Source organism: Mesorhizobium sp. WSM3873, assembly GCF_001672445.1.
Lineage (GTDB): Bacteria > Pseudomonadota > Alphaproteobacteria > Rhizobiales > Rhizobiaceae > Mesorhizobium.
In genome coordinates, this window is sequence record NZ_LYTM01000019.1 from 49,561 (window position 1) to 68,455 (window position 18,895).

Genomic DNA, 18,895 nt, shown 5'->3' on the forward strand with positions numbered 1-18,895 from the left:
TTAGCCGTCACCCGATGGCGATTGCGCGGCAGCGGCAAACTGGGGCACATCGGCCATTCTAGCAAGCCGCAATGAGCAAGGCAGCAATCCTTGGACAAGGGTGCGACCCACATCAACGCCGGGACCTTCATCGTCACCAACCGGTCGGTGCTGGCGATCGCGGTGCCGATGACGCTTGCCTATCTGACGACGCCGCTGCTCGGCATCGTCGACACCGCGGTGATCGGGCAGTTCGGCGATGCGGCTCTTCTCGGCGGACTGGCGGCAGGCGCGCTGGTCTTCGACGTCGTCTTCACCACCTTCAACTTCCTGCGCTCCGGCACCACCGGCCTCGTCGCCCAGGCTTTCGGACGCGGCGATCCGCTGGAGGAGCAGGCGGTGCTCTGGCGGGCCGTGCTGATCGCGGTCGTCGCCGGCGTGGTGCTTGCAGCACTTGCGCCGCTGTTTGCGGTAGGCGGCCAGTGGTTCATGGGCGCCGAGCCGCGTGTCAGCGCGGCGATGTCGGTCTATATCCGCATCAGGCTCATTGCCGCGCCCTTCTCGCTCATCAACTACGCCATCTTGGGCTACGTGCTGGGGCGTGGCGAGGGCGGGATAGGGCTGATGCTGCAGGCCGTGCTCAACGGCATCAACATCCTGCTCTGCTTCCTGCTCGGCCTCGAGCTCGGCTGGGGCGTGGCGGGCGTTGCCTGGGCGACCGTCACCGGCGAGTTCCTGGCCATGCTGCTCGGCCTTGCCATCGTGCTGAGGCGGTTCCGCAAGCTGGAGCGGCCGTCGCGCCGGCGCATCCTCGACCTGCCGGCCTACCGACGCATGCTGTCGCTCAACCGCGATATCATGATCCGCTCCTTCTCGCTGCTTGCCGCCTTCGCGCTGTTCACTAGGCAGGGCGCCCAGTTCGGCACGGTGACGCTCGCCGCCAATGCCGTGCTGATGAACTTCTTCCTCGTCGCCGGCTATTTCCTGGACGGCTTCGCCACCGCGGCCGAGCAATTGGCCGGCCGCGCCATCGGCGCGCATGCGGCCGCCCCTTTCCGGCAAGCCGTACGGCTGACGCTGATCTGGGGCTTTGGCCTGGCGGCGGTCGCCAGTCTTACCCTGCTGACGGCGGGCGCACAGCTGGTGGCGATGGTGACGACCGCTCCGGAGGTCCGCGCGGTCGCCGACATTTATCTGCCCTGGGCCGCCTTCACCGCGCTGAGCGGCGTGCTTGCCTTCCAGATGGACGGCGTCTTCATCGGCGCCACCTGGTCGCGCGACATGCGCAACATGATGCTCCTGTCCTTCCTGGCCTTCGCCGCGGCGCTGATCACGCTGGCGCCCGCCTTCGGCAACAACGGCCTATGGGCCGCACTGCACGTCTTTTTGCTGGTGCGGGGTTTCAGCCTGCTTGCGGTGCTGAGGCTCAGGATGCGCACGGCGTTCAGCTGATCGGCTTTGAAGCCCAGCGCTCGCAAGCCGAGTCGCGCAAATCCTGGATCGAGCCAAGCCGCTCGCGCTCCACAAACCGCGCCATGCCGGCAACGATGCGGCCAGGCAGCGCCGGGCCGGCATAGATCATGCCGGTATAGAGCTGGACGAGATCGGCGCCGGCGCGGATCTTCTCCAGCGCGGTTTCCGCCGAGTCGACGCCGCCGACCCCGACGATCGTCACTTGTGGGCCGAGCAGCTTGCGCATCCGGGCGAGTACCGCCGTCGAGCGCTCGAAAAGCGGCTTGCCTGACAGCCCGCCGGCTTCGCCGGCCAGACTTGCGCTGCGCAACCCGACCCGGGCAAGCGTCGTGTTGGAGACGATGACCCCGTCGATCCTTTTCTCGATGACTTCGGCGGCGATGTCTTCCAGTTCCGCTTCGACGAGGTCCGGCGCGATCTTGAGGAAGATGGGCGGCTGCGCCGAAGCCTTGGCGCGTTCAGCAATCACGCGCGACACGAGTTCGCCCAGTTGCTCGCGCGCCTGCATGTTGCGCAGGCCCGGCGTGTTGGGCGAGGAGATGTTGACCGTCAGATAACTGGCATGAGCCGCGAAGCGGGCGACGCCGCGCTCATAGTCGGCAATGCGGTCGGCGCTGTCCTTGTTGGCGCCGATGTTGACGCCGACAATACCCGGCCGCCCTTTGCGCGCGCCAAGCCGTCTTTCGGCGGCCGCATGCCCTTCATTGTTGAAGCCGAGCCGGTTAATCACCGCTTCGTCCGCGGTCAGCCGGAAGATGCGCGGCCGGGGATTGCCCGATTGCGGCAGCGGCGTGATGGTGCCGACCTCGGCGAAGCCGAAGCCAAGCCCAAGCAGCGCGTCCGGCACTTCGGCGTTCTTGTCGTAGCCGGCCGCCATGCCGAGCGGGTTCGGAAAATCGAGCCCGCAGACGCTGACCTCGAGCCGCGCGTCGCGCGGGGGAGGCGAGGCGGCCGGCAGGCCGCAGCGCAAAGCCGCGATCGACAGGCCATGCGCCGTTTCCGGGTCGAACGAGAAAAGCAACTTTTGGCCGATCCGGTCGAGCACGCTCATTCGCCCTCCAGCAGCGGGAATTCGTGGCCGTCGGCGCCGAGCGGCAATGGCTTCACCCAGAGCACGGCGTCGAGGGCGAGTGCGGCGTGGAGATGCGGGAACAGGGCGCCGCCGCGCGACACCTCGTATTTCAGCGCGTTGCCCAGCTTTGCCGCGTCGACAGCGATGAGAAGCAGGTCCGCCTGGCCGGCGAAATGCTTGGCCGCCGTCTCGCGCACCTGGGCAGCGGTGGAGAAATGGATGAAGCCGTCGGCGATGTCGATCGGCGCCCCGGTGAAGCGGCCGTTCCGTTCCGCTTCGCGCCACATGGCTTCAGGCGCGATCTTGTAGATAAACTGAGACATTGGCGCGCTATAGTCCGAACGATCCATGGGGGAAAGGGTGCTTGCGAACTCTTCCCCATTTCAGGCGCAAACCTGTGATATTGTTCGCACAACGGCTCATGGAGGATAACATGCGTCTGCAGCACATTCTAATCCCGGCGGCGCTTTGCTCGCTGGTCGCCGCATCGGCCTATTCCGAGGAGACCGACCGCTATCGGCTCGAAAAGTCCGCCAACGGCTATGTCCGCATGGACACCCAGACCGGCGCCATGTCGATCTGCGAGGAGCGCTCCGGCCAGCTCGTCTGCAAGTTGGCCGCCGACGAGCGCTCCGCCTTCCAGGACGAGATCGACCGGCTGCAGAGCACGGTGAAGGCACTCGACGAGCGCGTCGCGAAGCTTGAGAACTCGCTCTCGGCCCGGCTGGAGTCCCAACTGCCGAGCGAGGAGGATTTCAACAAGACGATGAGCTACATGGAGCGCTTCTTCCGCAGCTTCATGGATATCGTCAAGGACATCGACAGGCAAGAAGGCGACGGTGGCACGAAGCCCAGCCCGCAAAAGACCTGAGCTCCCGGGAAAAAGCCCGCGCGCGCGGCCTTTGCTGCTTGAAAACGCGCCGCGCCGCCGCATAATCGTTCCGATCCCGTAAGAAAGCACATAAATCAGCAAATGGGACGGGGAGGAGTATTTGCCGTCGGGCCACACTTTCGTCATTGCCGACGACCATCCGCTGTTTCGCGGCGCGCTAAAGGAAGCGCTGGCCGGCATAGGCGACGTTGCCGCCATCCATGAGGCCGGCGATTTCGAAAGCGCCAAGGCGCTGGTCGTCGCCAATGAAGACATCGACATGGTGCTGCTCGACCTGTCGATGCCCGGCGCCAGCGGCCTGTCCGGACTGATCTCGCTGCGCGGCATCCATGCCTCGGTGCCGCTGGTGGTGGTGTCGGCTCATGACGATCCAGCCACCATCCGCCGCGCGCTCGATCTCGGCGCGTCCGGCTTCATCTCCAAATCGGCAAGCATGGAGGAGATACGCAGCGCCGTCCTGACTGTGCTTGCCGGCGATATCGCAGCACCCGCCGGCATCGAGCTCGGCGTCGAGCGCGACCCGGAGATTTCCGATCTGATCAAGCGCCTGCAGGCGCTGACGCCGCAGCAGACGAGGGTGCTCGGCATGTTGGCCGAAGGCCTGCTCAACAAGCAGATCGCCTATGAGCTCGGCGTCTCCGAAGCCACCATCAAGGCGCATGTCTCGGCTATATTGCAGAAGCTCGGCGTCGACAGCCGCACCCAGGCGGTCATCCAGCTTTCCAAGATCGGCGGCGATCCGCTGCAGCCGGTGAGCTGATCATTCCGCCGCGGGCGCCAGTGCCCTGACCCTTGCCATCATCGAGCGCAGCACGGCAGGCTTCAGCGGCTTGTTGATCACCGGCACATCAAGCAGACCAGCAGCAGTGCGCACCTCGCTGGAGCGGTCTGCGGTGACCAGCACGCAGGGCAGATCCTTGCCGTAGGCGGCGCGCAGCCTGGCGATGGCGTCGAGCCCGGTACCGCCGTCGAGATGATAGTCGGCGAGCACCACATCCGGCCTTGCCGCACCCGGGCGCATCAGGTCCTGCGATCCCGAAGCGGTCTCGACGCTGCAGCCCCAGCCTTCGAGCAGCAGGCGCATGCCGTCGAGGATGCGCGCGTCATTGTCGATGCACAGCACATTGAGTCCGGCAAGTGAGGATGGCGCGCGGGCGGGGGCCTTTCCCGTCTCGCGCGGCGGCGCCGCGATCGCGGCGACCGGCAGGATGACGGAAAAACGCGTGCCCTTGCCGGGGTTGGAGAAGATGCGGATTTCGAGCCTGAGAACCCTGGCGATGCGGTCGACGATGGAAAGGCCAAGGCCAAGGCCTTCGGCTTCGCGCGCGCCCTCGTCCAACCGGGTGAATTCGTGGAAGACGGTGTTGAGCTTGTCGGCGGCAATGCCGATGCCGGTGTCGATCACCTGGATCTCGGCCAGCTCGCCGCGCCTTCTCACGCCGACCAATATGCGGCCTTCGCGCGTGTATTTGATCGCATTGGAAACGAGGTTCTGGATCAGCCGGCGAAGCAAATTGCGGTCGGTCATCACGCCGAGCGACGACGGCATGATTTTCAGGCCGAGCTTCTTTTCGGCGGCGAGCGGGCGAAAATCGTTGCCGATCTGGCCAAGCAGCCCGCCGAGGCTGAAGGCGGTGTCCTCGGGCTTCAACGCGCCGGCGTCGAGCCGCGATATGTCGAGCACCGCGCCGAGGATGGTCTCGACCGATTCCAGTGAGGATTCGATGTTGGTCGCGGCCCTGCCGGCCGGCCCCTTGCCGGCCTTCTCGATCAGCGAGGAGCAATAGAGCCTGGCGGCGTTGAGCGGCTGCAGGATGTCGTGGCCCGCGGAGGCGAGGAAGCGCGTCTTGCTGAGATTGGCTTCCTCGGCAAGCATCTGCGCCTGCGCCAGCTCCTCGTTGACGCGGGTGAGCTCGGCGGTGCGGCTCCTGACCCGCTGCTCCAGCGATTCATTGGCCCGCTTCAGCGCCAGGTCCTGCTCGACGCGGCCGGAAATGTCGGCATAGGTGGCGACGATGCCGCCGTCGGGCATCGGGTTGGAACGCAGCTCCAGGATGCGGCCGCTGGTCCTGAGCTCCATCTGCCAAGGACCGACGAAGCTGGTCAGCCGGTTGAGCATCGTAACCCGCTGGTCGGCGGCGATATCGCCGCGCTCGGCCAGATGCCGCAGGATCTGGTCGAGCGACACGCCCACTTGGCCCATCTCGTCAGGCAGATCGAACAGCGCCCTGTATTGCCGGTTCCAGCAGATCAGCCGCAAATCCCGGTCGAAGACGGTGATGCCCTGCTCCATCTGGTCGAGCGCGATCTGCAGCAGGTCGCGGTTGTGCTGCAGCGCCTCGGTGGCGTCGTCGAGCAGCCGGAAGGCGTCCTTGGAGTCGCGGTCGTTGCGGCGGAACAGCAGCGACAGGATAAGCCGCGCCGACGACGAGCCCACGGCGCTCGCCAGCAACTGCTCCGAGAAACGGATGACGTCCATGCTGGCCTGTTCCTTGCCGTGCAGGGAGACGTTCGCGTTCTTCTCGAAGGACTGGAAGGAGCGCTCGGTGCGCTCGACGCCGAGATAGCGGGAAATCGTATCCTTGAGGTCGTTGACCGTGACCGCGGTGCGGAAGCGGCGCAGGCTTGGCATCGGCCCCGCCTCGCGCGGCACGAAGATCGCCGCCTGGATGCGCTCCAGCGGCACCGATGCGCGGGACAGCGAACCCATCACGAAGAACAGCGTGTTGACTGACAGGCTCCACAGCACGCCGTGGTTCAGCGGCTCGCCGACGGTGCCGAACAGCGCCTGGGGTCTCAGCGCCTCGAAGCCGAACAGTCCATGGACGACAAAGTCGGAGCCGGGACCGACAAGCGAAGGGAGCAGCAGCGTGTAGCCCCAGACCGCGATGCCGGCGACCATGCCGAGCGCGGCGCCCCGGCCATTGGCGCGGCGCCAGATCAGCCCGCCGATCAGGGCGGGCGCGAATTGCGCGATCGCTGCGAAGGACATCAGCCCGATCGAGGACAGCCGCGCGCTGTTGGTGCTCTCCCGGTAATAGAGGAAGGCGATGAACAACATGATGAAAATCGACGCTCGCCGAACGTTCAGGATCAGCGTCGACCAGTCTTCGTTCTCCGAAGAAGTGGTCTTGAGCAATCGACGCACGAACAGCGGGATGACGAGGTCGTTGGAAATCATGATCGACAGCGCCACGCTCTCGACGATGACCATGGCGGTGGCCGCCGACAGGCCGCCGATGAAGGCGATCATCGCCAGCACGTCGTGGCCGCTGAATAGCGGCAGCGACAGGACGTAGAGGTCGCTGCTGGTCCTTGCGCCGACCAGCGACAGCCCGGCAAAGGCGATCGGCAGGACGAACAGGTTGATCGCCACGAGATAGAGCGGAAACACCCAGGTCGCGGTGCGCAGCTCGGCCTCGCTGCGATTCTCGACGATGGTGACGTAGAATTGGCGCGGCAGCATCAGGATGGCGAAGCCGCTCAAGGTCGTCAGCACAAGCCAGGTGACCAAGGACGTGTTGTAGCCCATCGCCTGGCGCACCTCGGCATTCGCCCCGAGCGTCGCCAGCATGTCGCCGGGGCCGCCGAAGATGAGAAACGTGACCATAAGGCCGATGGCGAGGAAGGCGGCGAGCTTGACCACCGTCTCGACCGCGACCGCCAGCACCAGCCCGTCCTGGTGCTCGGTGGCGTCGGCGTGGCGGGTGCCGAACAGGACCGCAAACAGCGCCAGCAGCATCGCCACCACCAGCGAGATGTCGCTTACAAAAGGATCAAAGGAAGGCGGCGATCCCGTATAGTGCTCGATCATCAGGCTGACCGAGCCGGAGATCGCCTTGAGCTGCAGCGCGATATAGGGCACGGCGCCGACCGTGGCGATCAGCGTGGCGATCGCCGCGACGGCAAAACTCTTGCCGTAGCGGGCGCCGAGAAAGTCCGCAATCGAGGTGATCTTTTCGCTCTTTGCCAGCCGGACGATGCGGTTGAGCAGCGGGAAGCCGAACACGAAGACCAGCACCGGGCCGGTGTAGATGCCGAGGAATTCGAGACCCCGCTCGGAGGAGAGCCCGACCGAGCCGAAGAAGGTCCAGGAGGTGCAGTAGATGGCGAGGCTGAGCGCATAGATGGAGGGCCGTGCGCGGCCGAGCCCGGCTGCCACGGAGCGCCGGTCGCCGACGCTGGCGATGGCAAAAAGCAGCGTCACATAGGCGATCGCGATGATGACGACGAACCAGCCTTGCACGGTTCGAACTTCCTTCCTGACCGGCTGCTCGTCCGGTTATCAAACGCAACCACAGCTTTGAAGCCAAGTCCACCGCGGCTTTCGGCGCATAGGTGCTTGGTGACGCCCAGAAGCGCGAACCGGTTAGGCACAAACCGGCGGCTCCGCCCTTTTTCCGGTTTTGCAACTGGGGGTTTTTGTTATTGTGGCTTCGGGGCCGGCGCCGGAGAGCCGGGGCGGCAGCGCGGCCCGTTATGGCAAGGAGGGTCGGATGCTGAAAGAATTCCAGGAATTCATCTCCAAGGGCAATGTGATGGACTTGGCCGTCGCCGTCATCATCGGCGCCGCCTTCGGCAAGATCGTCGATTCGCTGGTCGGCGACATCATCATGCCGATCATCGGCGCGATTTTCGGCGGGCTTGACTTCAACAATTACTTCTTTGGGCTGTCCTCCAATGTGCACTCGGCCACGCTGGCCGAAGCCAAGAAAGAGGGAGCCGTTTTCGCCTATGGCAGCTTCATCACCGTCGTGCTGAATTTTCTGATCCTCGCCTTCATCATTTTCCTGATGGTCAAGGCGGTGAACAATCTGCGCAGGCGGCTGGAGCGAGAGAAGCCCGCGCCTGCCGCGGCGCCGCCACCGGCGGATGTCCAGCTTCTGACCGAAATCCGCGACCTGCTCGCCAGGAAATAACGCATCCAACGCTCTTCGCTGGACCAAAACCCCGGCCGCTTGCGGCTGGGGTTTTCTGTTCAGTGATCTGGTAAGAGCGCAGCAAAACGAGCACGGATTTGTCCATGACCCTGATTGAGACCTTGCGCGCCGAAGCCCGTGCTGCCCCCGAAAGCGGCATTGTCGCCGTCGTCAATCACGGCCGCTTGCACGAAGGCCTTATTCCGCTCTGGGCCGGAGAGGGCGACCTGCCGACGCCTTCCTTCATCAGCGATGCCGCCGCAGGCGGCCTCGCCAATGGCGAGACCTTCTACACCTGGCAGAAGGGCATTCCCGAGCTCAGGCAGGCGCTCGCCCGCTACTATGCCAGGCATTTCGGCCAGCGCTTCGCCGAGGAAGAATTCATCGTCACCGGCTCGGGCATGCATGCCATTCAACTGGCCATCGACGCGATCGCCGGCAGCGGCGACGAGGTCATCTATCTCTCGCCGGCTTGGCCGAATTTCGCCGCCGCCGCCGGTGTTGCCGGCGCTGTTCCCGTGCCGGTCACGCTCGACCAGTCCGGGAATGGCTGGTCCTGCGATGTCGACAAGATCGCAGCCGCCATCACGCCGCGTACCAAGGCGCTGTTCATCAATACCCCCTCGAACCCGACCGGCTGGACAGCCGACAAGGAAACGCTTCAAGCGATCCTCGATCTGGCCCGCACGAAGAAGCTTTGGATCATCGCCGACGAGATCTATGCGCTGTTCCACTATGGCCACGGCCGCGCGCCGTCTTTCCTCGATATCGCAACGGCGGAAGACCGCATCCTGTTCGTCAACAGCTTCTCCAAGAACTGGGCGATGACCGGCTGGCGAGTCGGCTGGATCAAGACGCATCCGGCGCTGCAGCAGGTGTTCGAGAACCTGATCCAGTATTCGACCTCGGGCGTCGCCCAGTTCATGCAGCGCGGCGCGGTTGCGGCCCTCGACAAGGGTGACGGCTTTATCGTCGAGCAGGTGGAGCGGGCACGTGCGGCGCGCGATCTGGTCTGCGACATCCTGGGTGCCACCGGCAAGGCGCGCTTCACCGTGCCGCAAGGTGCGTTCTACCTGTTCTTCACCGTCGACGGCATCACCGATTCCCGCGCCGCCGCCTTCGACATCGTCGACAACGCCAATGTCGGCCTGGCGCCCGGCACGGCCTTCGGCCCCGGCGGAGAGGCTTTCCTCAGACTATGCTTCCACCGCCGCCTCGATCAGCTCGAGGAAGCGGCAAATCGCCTGGCGAAATGGATGAAGACGGTCTGAGACGGGCGGCTTCAGCCGCCTGATTTCGGCACCAGGAGTGGAATAATCCGGTCGCTCTTGGCGACGGCCGGGCGGCCGGAGGCGGCATAGGGGATGCCGAGCGCGTCCCAGGTCTCGACCAGCGCGTCCTGCAGTTCGGCGATCAGCGCGTCCGAATGGAACGGGGTGGGCGTGATGCGCAGCCGTTCGGTGCCGCGCGGCACCGTCGGATAATTGATCGGCTGGATGTAGATGCCGTGGACGCCAAGCAGGCGGTCGCTCGCCATCTTGCAAAGCTCGGGATCGCCGACCAGCACCGGCACGATATGGGTGGCCGATTCCATCACCGGCAGCCCGGCCGCGGCAAGCACCTGCTTGGCCCGCGCTGCCTGGCGCTGCTGGGCGTCGCGCTCGGCCTGCGAGCGCTTCAAATGCCTGATCGAGGTGGTGGCGGCCGCCGCGATCGCGGGCGGCAGCGCGGTGGTGAAAATGAAGCCCGGCGCATAGGAGCGCACCGCGTCGATCACAGCGCTTGTGCCGGTGATGTAGCCGCCCAGCGTGCCGAAGGCCTTGGCCAGTGTCCCCTCGATGATGTCGATGCGGTCGGCAAGACCCTCGCGCTCGGTGATGCCGCCGCCGCGCGCACCATACATGCCGACGGCATGCACCTCGTCGATATAGGTCATGGCGTTGTAGCGCTCGGCGAGCTCGACGATCTGCTTGATCGGCGCGATGTCGCCGTCCATCGAATAGACGCTTTCGAAGACGATCAGCTTGGCGCGCTCGCGTCCTGCCGCCTGCAGCAGGCTTTCCAGATGCGCAACGTCGTTGTGGCGGAAGATCTTCTTCTCGGCCCCGGAACGCCGCACGCCTTCGATCATCGAGGCATGGTTCAACTCGTCCGAGATGATCAGGCAGTTGGGCAAGAGCCTGGCGATGGTCGAGATCGAGGCTTCGTTGGAAACGAAACCGGAGGTGAAGACCAGCGCCGCCTCCTTGTCGTGCAGGTCGGCGAGCTCATGCTCCAACTCGACCAGCGGGTTGGACGTGCCGGAAATGTTGCGGGTGCCGCCGGCGCCCGAGCCCATCCGGCCCGCCGCGTTCTGGAAGGCGGCGATGACGTCCGGATTCTGGCCCATGCCGAGATAGTCGTTGGAGCACCAGACGGTGATTTCCTGGGCGCGACCGTTGGAGCGCCAGATGGCGCGTGGAAACTTGCCCACGATGCGCTCGAGGTCGGCGAAAACGCGGTAGCGCCGCTCGGCATGGAGCTGGTCGATCGCGTCTTCGAAGAACCGCTGGTAGTTCATGTCGGCTTCCCAATTTTGCGCCGGATCATAGTCACGGGCCTATGTTACGTCCACCGCGCCGCACCGGTCAAAATGCCACGCCCCGCGCCTGTTCCTAACGATGCCGGATCATGGCCTATTCCCGGGGATGTGAACCAGCTTTGTTTCGGTACGATGCCTCGGGCAGGCGGAACTGTTACAGACTTAACACTAAAATGGGAGGCTAATGGGCTTACGGCGGGGTTTCCAGCATGGCGGCTGTTGAGACAGTTTCCGATAAATCTTGATCAGCGAGGTAAGCGATGACGGTTTTGGTGACGGGCGGTGCCGGCTATATCGGCAGCCACATGGTCTGGGAGCTTTTGGACGCTGGCGAAAGCGTCGTCGTGCTCGACAGGCTTTCCACCGGCTTCGAATGGGCGGTGGCGCCGGAGGCGAAGCTCGTCGTCGGCGACGTCGCCGATGGCGATCTGGTCGGCCGGATCATCCGGGAAAACAAGGTCGACGCCATCATCCATTTCGCCGGCTCGATCGTGGTGCCGGAATCGGTCGCCGATCCGCTCGGCTATTACGAGAACAACACCTGCAAGACACGCGCGCTGATCGAAACCGCCGTGCGCGAGGGCGTGCCACATTTCATCTTCTCGTCCACCGCGGCAGTCTATGGCGGCGCCGGGCTGGAGCCGGTGCGTGAGGACGCGCGGCTGGCGCCGGAATCCCCTTACGGCCTCTCCAAGCTGATGAGCGAGTGGATGCTGCGCGATGCCGCGATTGCGCACGACATCCGTTATACGGCGCTGCGCTATTTCAATGTCGCCGGCGCCGATCCCAAGGGCCGCACCGGACAGTCGACGCCCGGCGCCACGCATCTGATCAAGGTCGCCTGCGAGACGGCCCTCGGCAAGCGGCCATTCATGCAGGTCTTCGGCAAGGACTATCCGACACCGGACGGCACCTGCATCCGCGACTACATCCATGTGAGCGATCTGGCGGCGGCGCACCGGTTGGCACTGCAGCGGCTGCGCGATGGCGGGGAGAGCCTCGTCGCCAATTGCGGCTACAGCCACGGCTATTCGGTGCTGGAAGTGATCGACAGCGTGCGCCGCGCCTTCGGGCATGATTTCGACGTTCGCATGGGTGAGCGACGGCCGGGCGACGCCGCCGCCGTGGTCGCCAATTCCGATCTTGCCCGCAAGGAGTTCGGCTGGACGCCGCAGCGCGACGATCTCGACCAGATCGTCAAGGACGCGCTGACCTGGGAACGCATCCTGACGACCAAGAACTCCGTTCGAAACTAAGCAGTTCAGGAAAGTGTGTGGCGGTTGGGTTCGGCGACTTCGCCGTAGCCTTCGTCCCGGAATTGCGTAAATGACACTGACCTGTTGGGCCAAGGGCTCGTCCGGCGCTTTTAGACGCGGTATTGAGGCTCATGCGGCGGTGCGCCGAAGGCGCACTATTGGAATGAGCCTTGAGGGACGGCATGAAGGTCTTGGTGCTCGGCGCCGGCGTGGTTGGCACGGCGGCCGCCTACTATCTGGCTAAAGACGGTCATGAAGTGACGGTGATCGAGCGCCATGAGGCAGCGGCGCGCGGCACCAGCCAGTCGAACGCCGGCCTGGTCTCGCCGGGCGACGCCACCGCCTGGGCCTCGCCGGCGGCGCTGAAGACCTTTTTGCGCGCGCTCTGGAACCATGACCTCGGCATCAAGGTCCGGCTGCGCCTCGATCCGTATTTCTATGCCTGGAGCCTGCGCTTCCTGCGCGAATGCACCGTAGCGCGCCTGCGCGCCAACACCGACGTCAAGCTGAGGCTCGCGCTCTATTCGCGCGACTGCATCAATGCGCTCTCGGAGGCGACCGGCATCCACTACGACGAACGCAAGAAAGGCATCCTCTACTTCTTCCGCTCGCAGAAAAGCTTCGACACCGGCACCGACAATTACCGCTATCTCGGCGAGCACGGCCTGCCGATCGAGATCGTCGGCCGCGACCGCCTAGCCGAGCTGGAGCCGGGCCTTGCCGGCGTGAAGGACAAGATCGCCGGCGGCATCTATTCGCCGATCGACCAGACCGGCGATTCCAAGCAATTCGTCGACAAGCTCGCCGCCTATGCGGCCGAGAAGCTTGGCGTCAGGTTCCTGTTCGGCACGACAATCGAGGGTCTCGACATCGAGGGCGACCGGGTGCGAGCCGTGATGACCTCGGCCGGACCGGTTGCGGGCGACGCCGTCGTCATCTCGATGGGACCCGAAAGCGGCCTGTTCGGCCGCCGCTACGGCATCGACCTGCCCGTCTACCCGGTGAAGGGCTACACCGTGACCGTCCCGCTCGATGACGAGAGCAAGGGCCCGACCATGGGCGGCGCCGACGAGGACCGGCTGATCGGCTATTCGAGGCTGGGCAACCGGCTGCGGATGTCCTCGACGGCGGAATTCATAGGCTTCGATCGCAGCTTCAAGCCGCGTGATTTCAGAACCATCCTGGAAACCGGCAAGGACCTGTTCCCGGGCGCCTTCGACGAGAAGAAGGCGCTGCTTTGGGCAGGCCTGAGGCCGATGATGCCGAGTTCCGTGCCCATCTTCGGTCAGGCGAAATACCGCAACCTCTATCTCGACACCGGCCACGGCCATCTCGGCTGGACCATGGCTTGCGGCTCGGGAAAATTCCTGTCCGACCTCGTCGCCGGCCGCAAGCCCGAGATCGATCCGCAAGGGTTGCTTTACGCGACAGCGGGCTGAGACGTTCGGTGCGCAAGTTGCCACTTGCGTATGTCGGCGCTGGTCGGCGCGACCTGTCAGTTGTGGCAAAATACCACGGCGCGGATCACGTCCCGACGACCCGCTGCCACGCTCGCGCGTAATCGTGCCAAGCCGGATCTGCGGGTGGCTCGGTCCGCTCGCCTTTGCTCATGACGGTAGCGCGGTCTGACGCCAGCAGTGCCGCGCCGATGCTCGTCCCTGTCGACGTCTCCGACGCAATGACAGCCCGTCCCGTTGCTGCTGCCAGCATGCGGATGAAAAGTGGGTTCCGCGCAAAGGGCCCTTCGACCGTCGTCCGCCCGTCGCCGCCAATCAACTCCAGGCAGGTCGCGGTCATCAGCGCCAGATAGAACGAGATTGCGGTGAAGCGCTGGCCGGGGGGCAAGCCCTCGGCGTTGACCCATTGCGCGGCGCGGTGAGGGAATGGCCCGGAGCCTTGTTGGGTTGACGGCAGAAGCGATGCTTTTCGTGCCAGCACGGCGGCAACATCGGCCTCGGTCCAGTCCTGCCGCTGGCCTTCGGTCAGCAGCGAAAACTCGCGTCCACCCATGAAGCGCGCCGACGGCACGGGATCGCCGAGCGCATTGACATTGACCAGCGTGTCGCGCGCCGCATCGAGCTCGACCTTATTGCCGCCGACCGCCATCGACACCACCCATGTGCCGGTCGAGACGACGGAGAAAGGCGGCCGATCGGACAACAGATGCGGCAGCAGCGAAGCGTTCGAGTCGTGCAGGCCGCAGAAGACGGGAGTCGCGGGGTCGAGCCCTGTCAGTCGGGCAATAGCCGGCAGGATCGATCCGAGCCTGTCCTTCGCCTGGCGCACGGGTGCCATCAGCGGACGCCAGCCCATGCTGTCGACCAGCGAGGAATAGTCGGACGTCCAGGGGTTCCACAGATCGGTGTGGCAGCCCAGCGATGTCACTTCGTTGGCGGCCACGCCGGTCAGCCGCAGCGCCCAATATTGCGGATACATCAGCATCGCAGCGGACTTGGCGAATTCCACTGGAAAGCGCTTTTGCTGCCAGAAGAATTGCGCGCCGAGATTGAGGCCGATCGGCAACCGCGGCGTGCCTGTTTCGGCGAAGGGAGGGCGCACGGCGTCGTAGTCGGCCGCAAGCTGGTGGGGGCCGTTAAATTCATAGTCGAGCACCGGCAGCACCAGTTCGCCGGCGGCGTCGACCAGCGCCCCGGTCGCGCCATGCGTGGTGATCGAGATCGCATCGATCCGCCGTTCGCGGTTGAGATCGGCGAGGCTGTTCAGGATGAACGTCCACAGCGCCTGGACATCGTGATGCGGGTAGGGCGCCTGCCAAACGGGCGCGTTCGCGGTGCGGCGCAGCGCGATCTCGCTCGGCATCGTGAGCTCGACCAGCGCCACCTTGGCGTTGGTCTTGCCGATATCGATGACGGCGACGTGGCGGATCATGCCATATGGAACATGGTTTCCAGCGGCGCCGCCACCGGCTCATTGTCGGGTTTGGTTTCCATGAGGTCGGCCATATGCGCCCACCAGCGCTGCATAACAGGATGTTTCGGCAGGTCGGCCATGCCGTGATCGTCACGTCGCCACAGCACGCCGAAGAGGATGCTGGTCTCCTCGTCGAGATGGATCGAATAGTCGGAGACGCCGGCCTCTCTCAGCAGCTCCGTCAGTTCGGGCCAGATCTCGTCATGGCGGCGCTTGTACTCGCCCTTCATGCCGGGATTGAGCTTCATCTTGAAGGCGTATTTCTCCATCAGGCGAAACGTCCTTCGCGCAGCCGCCGCCAGACGATCGGCAGCGCAATGACGATGATCAGCAGCAGGCCGATGAAGATCGACATGACGATGCCGGGCACGTTGAGCAGGCCGAGGCCGAAGGTCACCAGCCCCATGATGAAGGCGGCAAGCACCACGCCGAGGATGCTGCCGGCGCCGCCGAGGATCGACACGCCTCCCAGCACCACCATGGTGATGGCCTCCAGCTCATAGCCCTGCGCGATCGACGGCCTTGTCGAGCCGAGCCGCGACGTGATCAGCACCGAGGCGATGCCCGACATCAGCCCGGTGAGGCAAAACAGGATGAACTTGATGCGGTCGACGCGCACACCGGAGAACTGGCAGGCGACCGGATTGTTGCCAATGGCAAAGACGCGCCGGCCGAAGCTCGTGCGATGCAGCACGAACCAGTAGACCAGCGCCGCGAAAAGGAACAACGCCAGCTCGAACGAGAAAACCCACCAGACATAACCCTGGCCGAAGAAGGCGAAACTCTCCGGGTATCCCTTATAGGCCCGGTCGCCGAGGATGATGAAGGCGATGCCGCGGAACAGGCTCATCGTGCCGATGGTGACGACGATGGAAGGCAGGCCGAGCCTGGTGACGAGCAATCCGTTGAAGGCGCCGCAGCCGAGCCCGACGGCGATGCCGATCGCGACCAGCACCGGCGTGCCGGCGCCCGCCTGCACCGCCATGCCCATCATCGTCGAAGCGAGCGCGACGATCGCGGCAACCGACAGGTCGATCTCGCCCGAGATGATCAGCAGCGCCATGGCGAGCGCAATCAGGCCCTTTTCGGTGAAGTTGAAGGTCAGATCCGAGAGCGACCACGGGTCGAGGAAATAGGGCGAGGCGAAGCTGTTCACCGCGAAGATGAGGATCGCGATGACGACGAGCAGTGCCTCCCAGGAAAAGATCGCCGAAGAAAGCGGCTTGTCGAGCCGGTCGGGGATATGGCGCGGGGCAGGGGTGTCAGTCATGCCGCTTCCGCCTTTCTGAGAATGATGCGGCCCTGCCGGCGCTCGCCGCGCGCGTTGAGGACCACGGCCAGGATGATGGCGCTGCCCGAGATCGCCATCTGCCAGAAGGGCGAGATGTTGATGACCGGTAGCGCGTTGGAGATGATGCCGAGGAAGAGCGCGCCGAGCACCGCGCCGCCGACCGAGCCGATGCCGCCGGCGATCGAAATGCCGCCGATGACGCAGGCCGCGATGATGTTGAGCTCATAGCCGTTGGCGACCTCGACCGAGGCGATCACGTAACGCGAGATCCATAAGTACCCGGCGAGCCCGCCGATCATGCCGGAAATGCAGAAGACGATGAACTTGGTGCGGCCGACATCGATGCCGGCATAGACCGAGGCGGTCGGGTTGACGCCGATGGCGTAGATGGAGCGGCCGATCTGCGTGCGCGTCATCGCCAGAAAGAACAGCGCAATGACGAGAAGCGCGATCCACGACAGAACCGGCAGGCCGAGGAAGGCGGCGCGCTGGAAGTTGATGAAGTCGGGGCTCATCTGGTCGGCATTGACCCAGGCGCCGCCGGAGACGACGAAGGTGGCGCCGCGATAGATGGTGAGCGTGCCGAGCGTGACCACGATGGACGGGATATTCAGCCGCCACACCAGGATGCCGTTGATGGCGCCGAGCAGGAGGCCGACAAGCAGTGCGATGACGATCAGCACCGGGATCGGGATCGCCGGATGGGCGGCGTTGAGCATGGCCACGACCATGCCGGTAAAGCAGAGGTTGGACGCCATCGACAGATCGATCGAGCGCGTCAGGATCACCACCATCTGGCCGAGCGCCAGGATCATCAGGATCGAGGTGTCATTGAACACCTGGCGCAGATTGGCCGGATCGGCAAAACCGGGGAAGCGGGTCGAGATCAGCCCGATCAGCAGGACGATGCCGGCGAGCAGCCAGATCTCGCGGTATTTGAGAAAATTCTTCATGCCGCGATCCCCGCTGCGGTCCTGACCAGCGTCTCGGCGTCGAGGCCTTTGTTGTCGTAGGTGGCCGCGATACGGCCTTCACGCATGACGACGACCCGGTCGGACATGCCGAGGATTTCCGGCAATTCCGAGGAGACCATGATCACCGATAGCCCCTGCGCCACCAGCTCGGCCATGAAGCCGTGCACGGCGGCTTTGGAGCCGATGTCGATACCCTTGGTCGGCTCGTCGAGGATGATCACCTTCGGCGTCGTCGCCAGCCATTTGGCGATGACCACCTTCTGCTGGTTGCCGCCGGAAAGCGTGCCGACATCCTGGCTGAGCGACGAGGCGCGCAGGTCCAGCCGCTCGGTGTAGGAGCGGGCAAGTGAGAATTCTTCCGCCAGCTTGAGCACGCCGGATTTCGAGGTGCGCGCAAGCGAAGGCAGCGACACGTTCTGAAAGATCGGCAGGCCGATGACGACACCCTGCTTGCCGCGCTCTTCCGGCACATAGACGATGCCGGCCTTGATCGAATCCGCCGCCGATTTCGGCGCGATTGAGTTGCCGTCCAGCGAAATCGTGCCGCGGCTGGTGCGCGTAATGCCGGCGATCGCCTGCATCACCTCGCTGCGGCCGGCACCGACGAGGCCATAGAAGCCGAGGATTTCGCCCTTGCGTAATTCGAAGCCGATATCGTCGAACTCGGTCGGGTGCGACAGGCCGGAGACCGACAGCACCGGCGCGCCGATCTTCGGCTCGCGCTGCGGAAAGATGTGGTCGACGTTGCGGCCGACCATCATACGCACGATCTCGTTCTGGCCGGTGTCCTTGAGCAGGCCTTCGCCCACCATCTCGCCGTCGCGGAAGACGGTGTAGCGGTCGGCGATGCGGTAGATCTCGTCGAACTTGTGGCTGATGAAGAGCACCGCCTTGCCTTCGCTCTTCAGGAATTCGATCAAGAGGAAAAGTTCCTCGATCTCCTTCATCGAAAGTGCGGCGGTCGGCTCGTCCATGATGACGATGCGCGCGTCGATGGACATGGCGCGCGCCACCGCCACCAGATGCTTGTTGGCGATGCCGAGGTCCTTCAGGCGGGTGTCGGCGTCGATGTGGCCGGCGCGCATCGTCTCCAGCACCTCGCGCGCATTTTTGCGCATGGTGCGCCAGTCGATGGTGCCGAAGCGGGTGCGCGGCGCATGGCCGAGGAAGATGTTTTCGGCGACCGAAAGGTCGTCGAACAGCACCGTCTCCTGATGGATGGCGGTGATGCCGTGGCCGAAGGCGGCATGCGCGCTGGGCAGCGTCGTGGCCTGGCCGTCGATGCTGATTTCGCCGGCGTCGGGCTGGTAGATGCCGGTCATGATCTTGACCAGCGTCGACTTGCCGGCGCCGTTCTCGCCGATCAGCGCCGTCACCTGTCCGGGATAGAGCGACAGGCTGACATTGTGCAGCGCCCGAACGCCCGGAAAACTCTTGGAGATGCCTGAGAGCGTCAGGCGCGGGGCCACTTTGCCCTCGCCCTCGCGGGGAGGGTCGCGAACAACGTGAGCGGGGTGGGGGTTGTCT

Annotated in this window: 16 protein-coding genes; 7 read left to right on the forward strand and 9 right to left on the reverse strand. The window is 64.7% G+C overall.

From position 1 onward, the window contains the following. The first annotated feature begins 90 nt into the window (after positions 1-90). Complete coding sequence (locus A9K71_RS14945) at positions 91-1,431, forward strand: MATE family efflux transporter (protein ID WP_066996809.1); 1,341 nt, start codon at positions 91-93, stop codon at positions 1,429-1,431. Here the strand turns inward: A9K71_RS14945 and A9K71_RS14950 are convergent. Continuing rightward, entirely contained in the window at positions 1,424-2,503 is a 1,080-nt protein-coding gene (locus A9K71_RS14950; RefSeq protein WP_066996812.1) for a quinone-dependent dihydroorotate dehydrogenase, read from the reverse strand. The two genes, A9K71_RS14945 and A9K71_RS14950, sit on opposite strands and share 8 nt — an antisense overlap. Beyond that, on the reverse strand, positions 2,500-2,847 hold the full coding sequence (locus A9K71_RS14955) for a DUF952 domain-containing protein (RefSeq protein WP_066996816.1): 348 nt from the start codon (positions 2,845-2,847) through the stop codon (positions 2,500-2,502). Before A9K71_RS14955 ends, A9K71_RS14950 begins: the two co-directional genes overlap by 4 nt. Positions 2,848-2,957: 110 nt before the next feature. On the opposite strand from A9K71_RS14955, the gene A9K71_RS14960 reads away from it, so the two are divergent. Continuing rightward, positions 2,958-3,395 (forward strand): hypothetical protein, encoded by a 438-nt coding sequence (locus A9K71_RS14960; RefSeq protein ID WP_066996874.1) that lies wholly within the window; start codon positions 2,958-2,960, stop codon positions 3,393-3,395. A 121-nt stretch (positions 3,396-3,516) separates the two neighbouring features. Beyond that, positions 3,517-4,176: a response regulator transcription factor gene (locus A9K71_RS14965; protein WP_066996819.1), complete on the forward strand. Its 660-nt coding sequence runs from the start codon at positions 3,517-3,519 to the stop codon at positions 4,174-4,176. Here the strand turns inward: A9K71_RS14965 and A9K71_RS14970 are convergent, their stop codons facing one another. Then, complete coding sequence (locus tag A9K71_RS14970; RefSeq protein ID WP_066996822.1) at positions 4,177-7,662, reverse strand: PAS domain-containing hybrid sensor histidine kinase/response regulator; 3,486 nt, start codon at positions 7,660-7,662, stop codon at positions 4,177-4,179. It abuts the gene before it with no gap. A gap of 250 nt (positions 7,663-7,912) precedes the next feature. Between A9K71_RS14970 and mscL the strand changes: the two genes are divergently transcribed. Then, a complete protein-coding gene (mscL, locus tag A9K71_RS14975; protein WP_066996877.1) occupies positions 7,913-8,335 on the forward strand; it encodes a large conductance mechanosensitive channel protein MscL in 423 nt (140 codons plus the stop codon). 104 nt (positions 8,336-8,439) lie between these two features. Next, positions 8,440-9,606 (forward strand): pyridoxal phosphate-dependent aminotransferase, encoded by a 1,167-nt coding sequence (locus tag A9K71_RS14980; RefSeq protein WP_066996825.1) that lies wholly within the window; start codon positions 8,440-8,442, stop codon positions 9,604-9,606. A gap of 11 nt (positions 9,607-9,617) precedes the next feature. On the opposite strand, the gene hemA is transcribed toward A9K71_RS14980, so the two are convergent. Then, the gene (gene hemA, locus A9K71_RS14985) at positions 9,618-10,895 is read right to left on the reverse strand and encodes a 5-aminolevulinate synthase (RefSeq protein ID WP_066996827.1); all 1,278 of its coding nucleotides are present in this window, start codon (positions 10,893-10,895) and stop codon (positions 9,618-9,620) included. Positions 10,896-11,176: 281 nt separating this feature from the next. Between hemA and galE the strand changes: the two genes are divergently transcribed. Beyond that, positions 11,177-12,172 (forward strand): UDP-glucose 4-epimerase GalE, encoded by a 996-nt coding sequence (gene galE, locus A9K71_RS14990; protein ID WP_066996831.1) that lies wholly within the window; start codon positions 11,177-11,179, stop codon positions 12,170-12,172. Between the two features lie 182 nt (positions 12,173-12,354). Further along, positions 12,355-13,611 carry a D-amino acid dehydrogenase gene (locus tag A9K71_RS14995; protein ID WP_066996834.1) on the forward strand — a complete coding sequence of 419 codons (1,257 nt, stop codon included), beginning with the start codon at positions 12,355-12,357 and terminating at the stop codon, positions 13,609-13,611. 85 nt (positions 13,612-13,696) lie between these two features. Here A9K71_RS14995 and A9K71_RS15000 read toward each other — a convergent pair whose 3' ends face one another. Genes A9K71_RS15000 through A9K71_RS15020 form a run of 5 tightly spaced genes read right to left on the reverse strand, consistent with a single transcriptional unit; the run spans position 13,697 to position 18,837 of the window. Then, the gene (locus A9K71_RS15000) at positions 13,697-15,061 is read right to left on the reverse strand and encodes an FGGY-family carbohydrate kinase (RefSeq protein WP_066996837.1); all 1,365 of its coding nucleotides are present in this window, start codon (positions 15,059-15,061) and stop codon (positions 13,697-13,699) included. Further along, positions 15,058-15,372 (reverse strand): L-rhamnose mutarotase, encoded by a 315-nt coding sequence (rhaM, locus tag A9K71_RS15005; protein WP_066996840.1) that lies wholly within the window; start codon positions 15,370-15,372, stop codon positions 15,058-15,060. Before rhaM ends, A9K71_RS15000 begins: the two co-directional genes overlap by 4 nt. Further along, on the reverse strand, positions 15,372-16,373 hold the full coding sequence (locus A9K71_RS15010; RefSeq protein ID WP_066996843.1) for an ABC transporter permease: 1,002 nt from the start codon (positions 16,371-16,373) through the stop codon (positions 15,372-15,374). Before A9K71_RS15010 ends, rhaM begins: the two co-directional genes overlap by 1 nt. Then, a complete protein-coding gene (locus A9K71_RS15015; protein WP_066996846.1) occupies positions 16,370-17,347 on the reverse strand; it encodes an ABC transporter permease in 978 nt (325 codons plus the stop codon). The genes A9K71_RS15010 and A9K71_RS15015 overlap by 4 nt, the downstream gene beginning before the upstream one ends. Next, positions 17,344-18,837, reverse strand: coding sequence for a sugar ABC transporter ATP-binding protein (locus A9K71_RS15020; RefSeq protein ID WP_066996849.1), 1,494 nt, complete (start codon positions 18,835-18,837; stop codon positions 17,344-17,346). Before A9K71_RS15020 ends, A9K71_RS15015 begins: the two co-directional genes overlap by 4 nt. Positions 18,838-18,895 lie beyond the last annotated feature (58 nt).

What these genes read in the sequence shown, in the direction of transcription:
- A9K71_RS14950 (WP_066996812.1), bottom strand. Translation starts at nt 2,503, where the DNA reads ATGAGCGTGCTCGACCGGATCGGCCAAAAGTTGCTTTTCTCGTTCGAC.
- A9K71_RS14955 (WP_066996816.1), bottom strand. Translation starts at nt 2,847, where the DNA reads ATGTCTCAGTTTATCTACAAGATCGCGCCTGAAGCCATGTGGCGCGAA.
- A9K71_RS14960 (WP_066996874.1), top strand. Translation starts at nt 2,958, where the DNA reads ATGCGTCTGCAGCACATTCTAATCCCGGCGGCGCTTTGCTCGCTGGTC.
- mscL (WP_066996877.1), top strand. Translation starts at nt 7,913, where the DNA reads ATGCTGAAAGAATTCCAGGAATTCATCTCCAAGGGCAATGTGATGGAC.
- A9K71_RS14980 (WP_066996825.1), top strand. Translation starts at nt 8,440, where the DNA reads ATGACCCTGATTGAGACCTTGCGCGCCGAAGCCCGTGCTGCCCCCGAA.
- hemA (WP_066996827.1), bottom strand. Translation starts at nt 10,895, where the DNA reads ATGAACTACCAGCGGTTCTTCGAAGACGCGATCGACCAGCTCCATGCC.
- galE (WP_066996831.1), top strand. Translation starts at nt 11,177, where the DNA reads ATGACGGTTTTGGTGACGGGCGGTGCCGGCTATATCGGCAGCCACATG.
- A9K71_RS14995 (WP_066996834.1), top strand. Translation starts at nt 12,355, where the DNA reads ATGAAGGTCTTGGTGCTCGGCGCCGGCGTGGTTGGCACGGCGGCCGCC.
- A9K71_RS15000 (WP_066996837.1), bottom strand. Translation starts at nt 15,061, where the DNA reads ATGATCCGCCACGTCGCCGTCATCGATATCGGCAAGACCAACGCCAAG.
- rhaM (WP_066996840.1), bottom strand. Translation starts at nt 15,372, where the DNA reads ATGGAGAAATACGCCTTCAAGATGAAGCTCAATCCCGGCATGAAGGGC.
- A9K71_RS15010 (WP_066996843.1), bottom strand. Translation starts at nt 16,373, where the DNA reads ATGACTGACACCCCTGCCCCGCGCCATATCCCCGACCGGCTCGACAAG.
- A9K71_RS15015 (WP_066996846.1), bottom strand. Translation starts at nt 17,347, where the DNA reads ATGAAGAATTTTCTCAAATACCGCGAGATCTGGCTGCTCGCCGGCATC.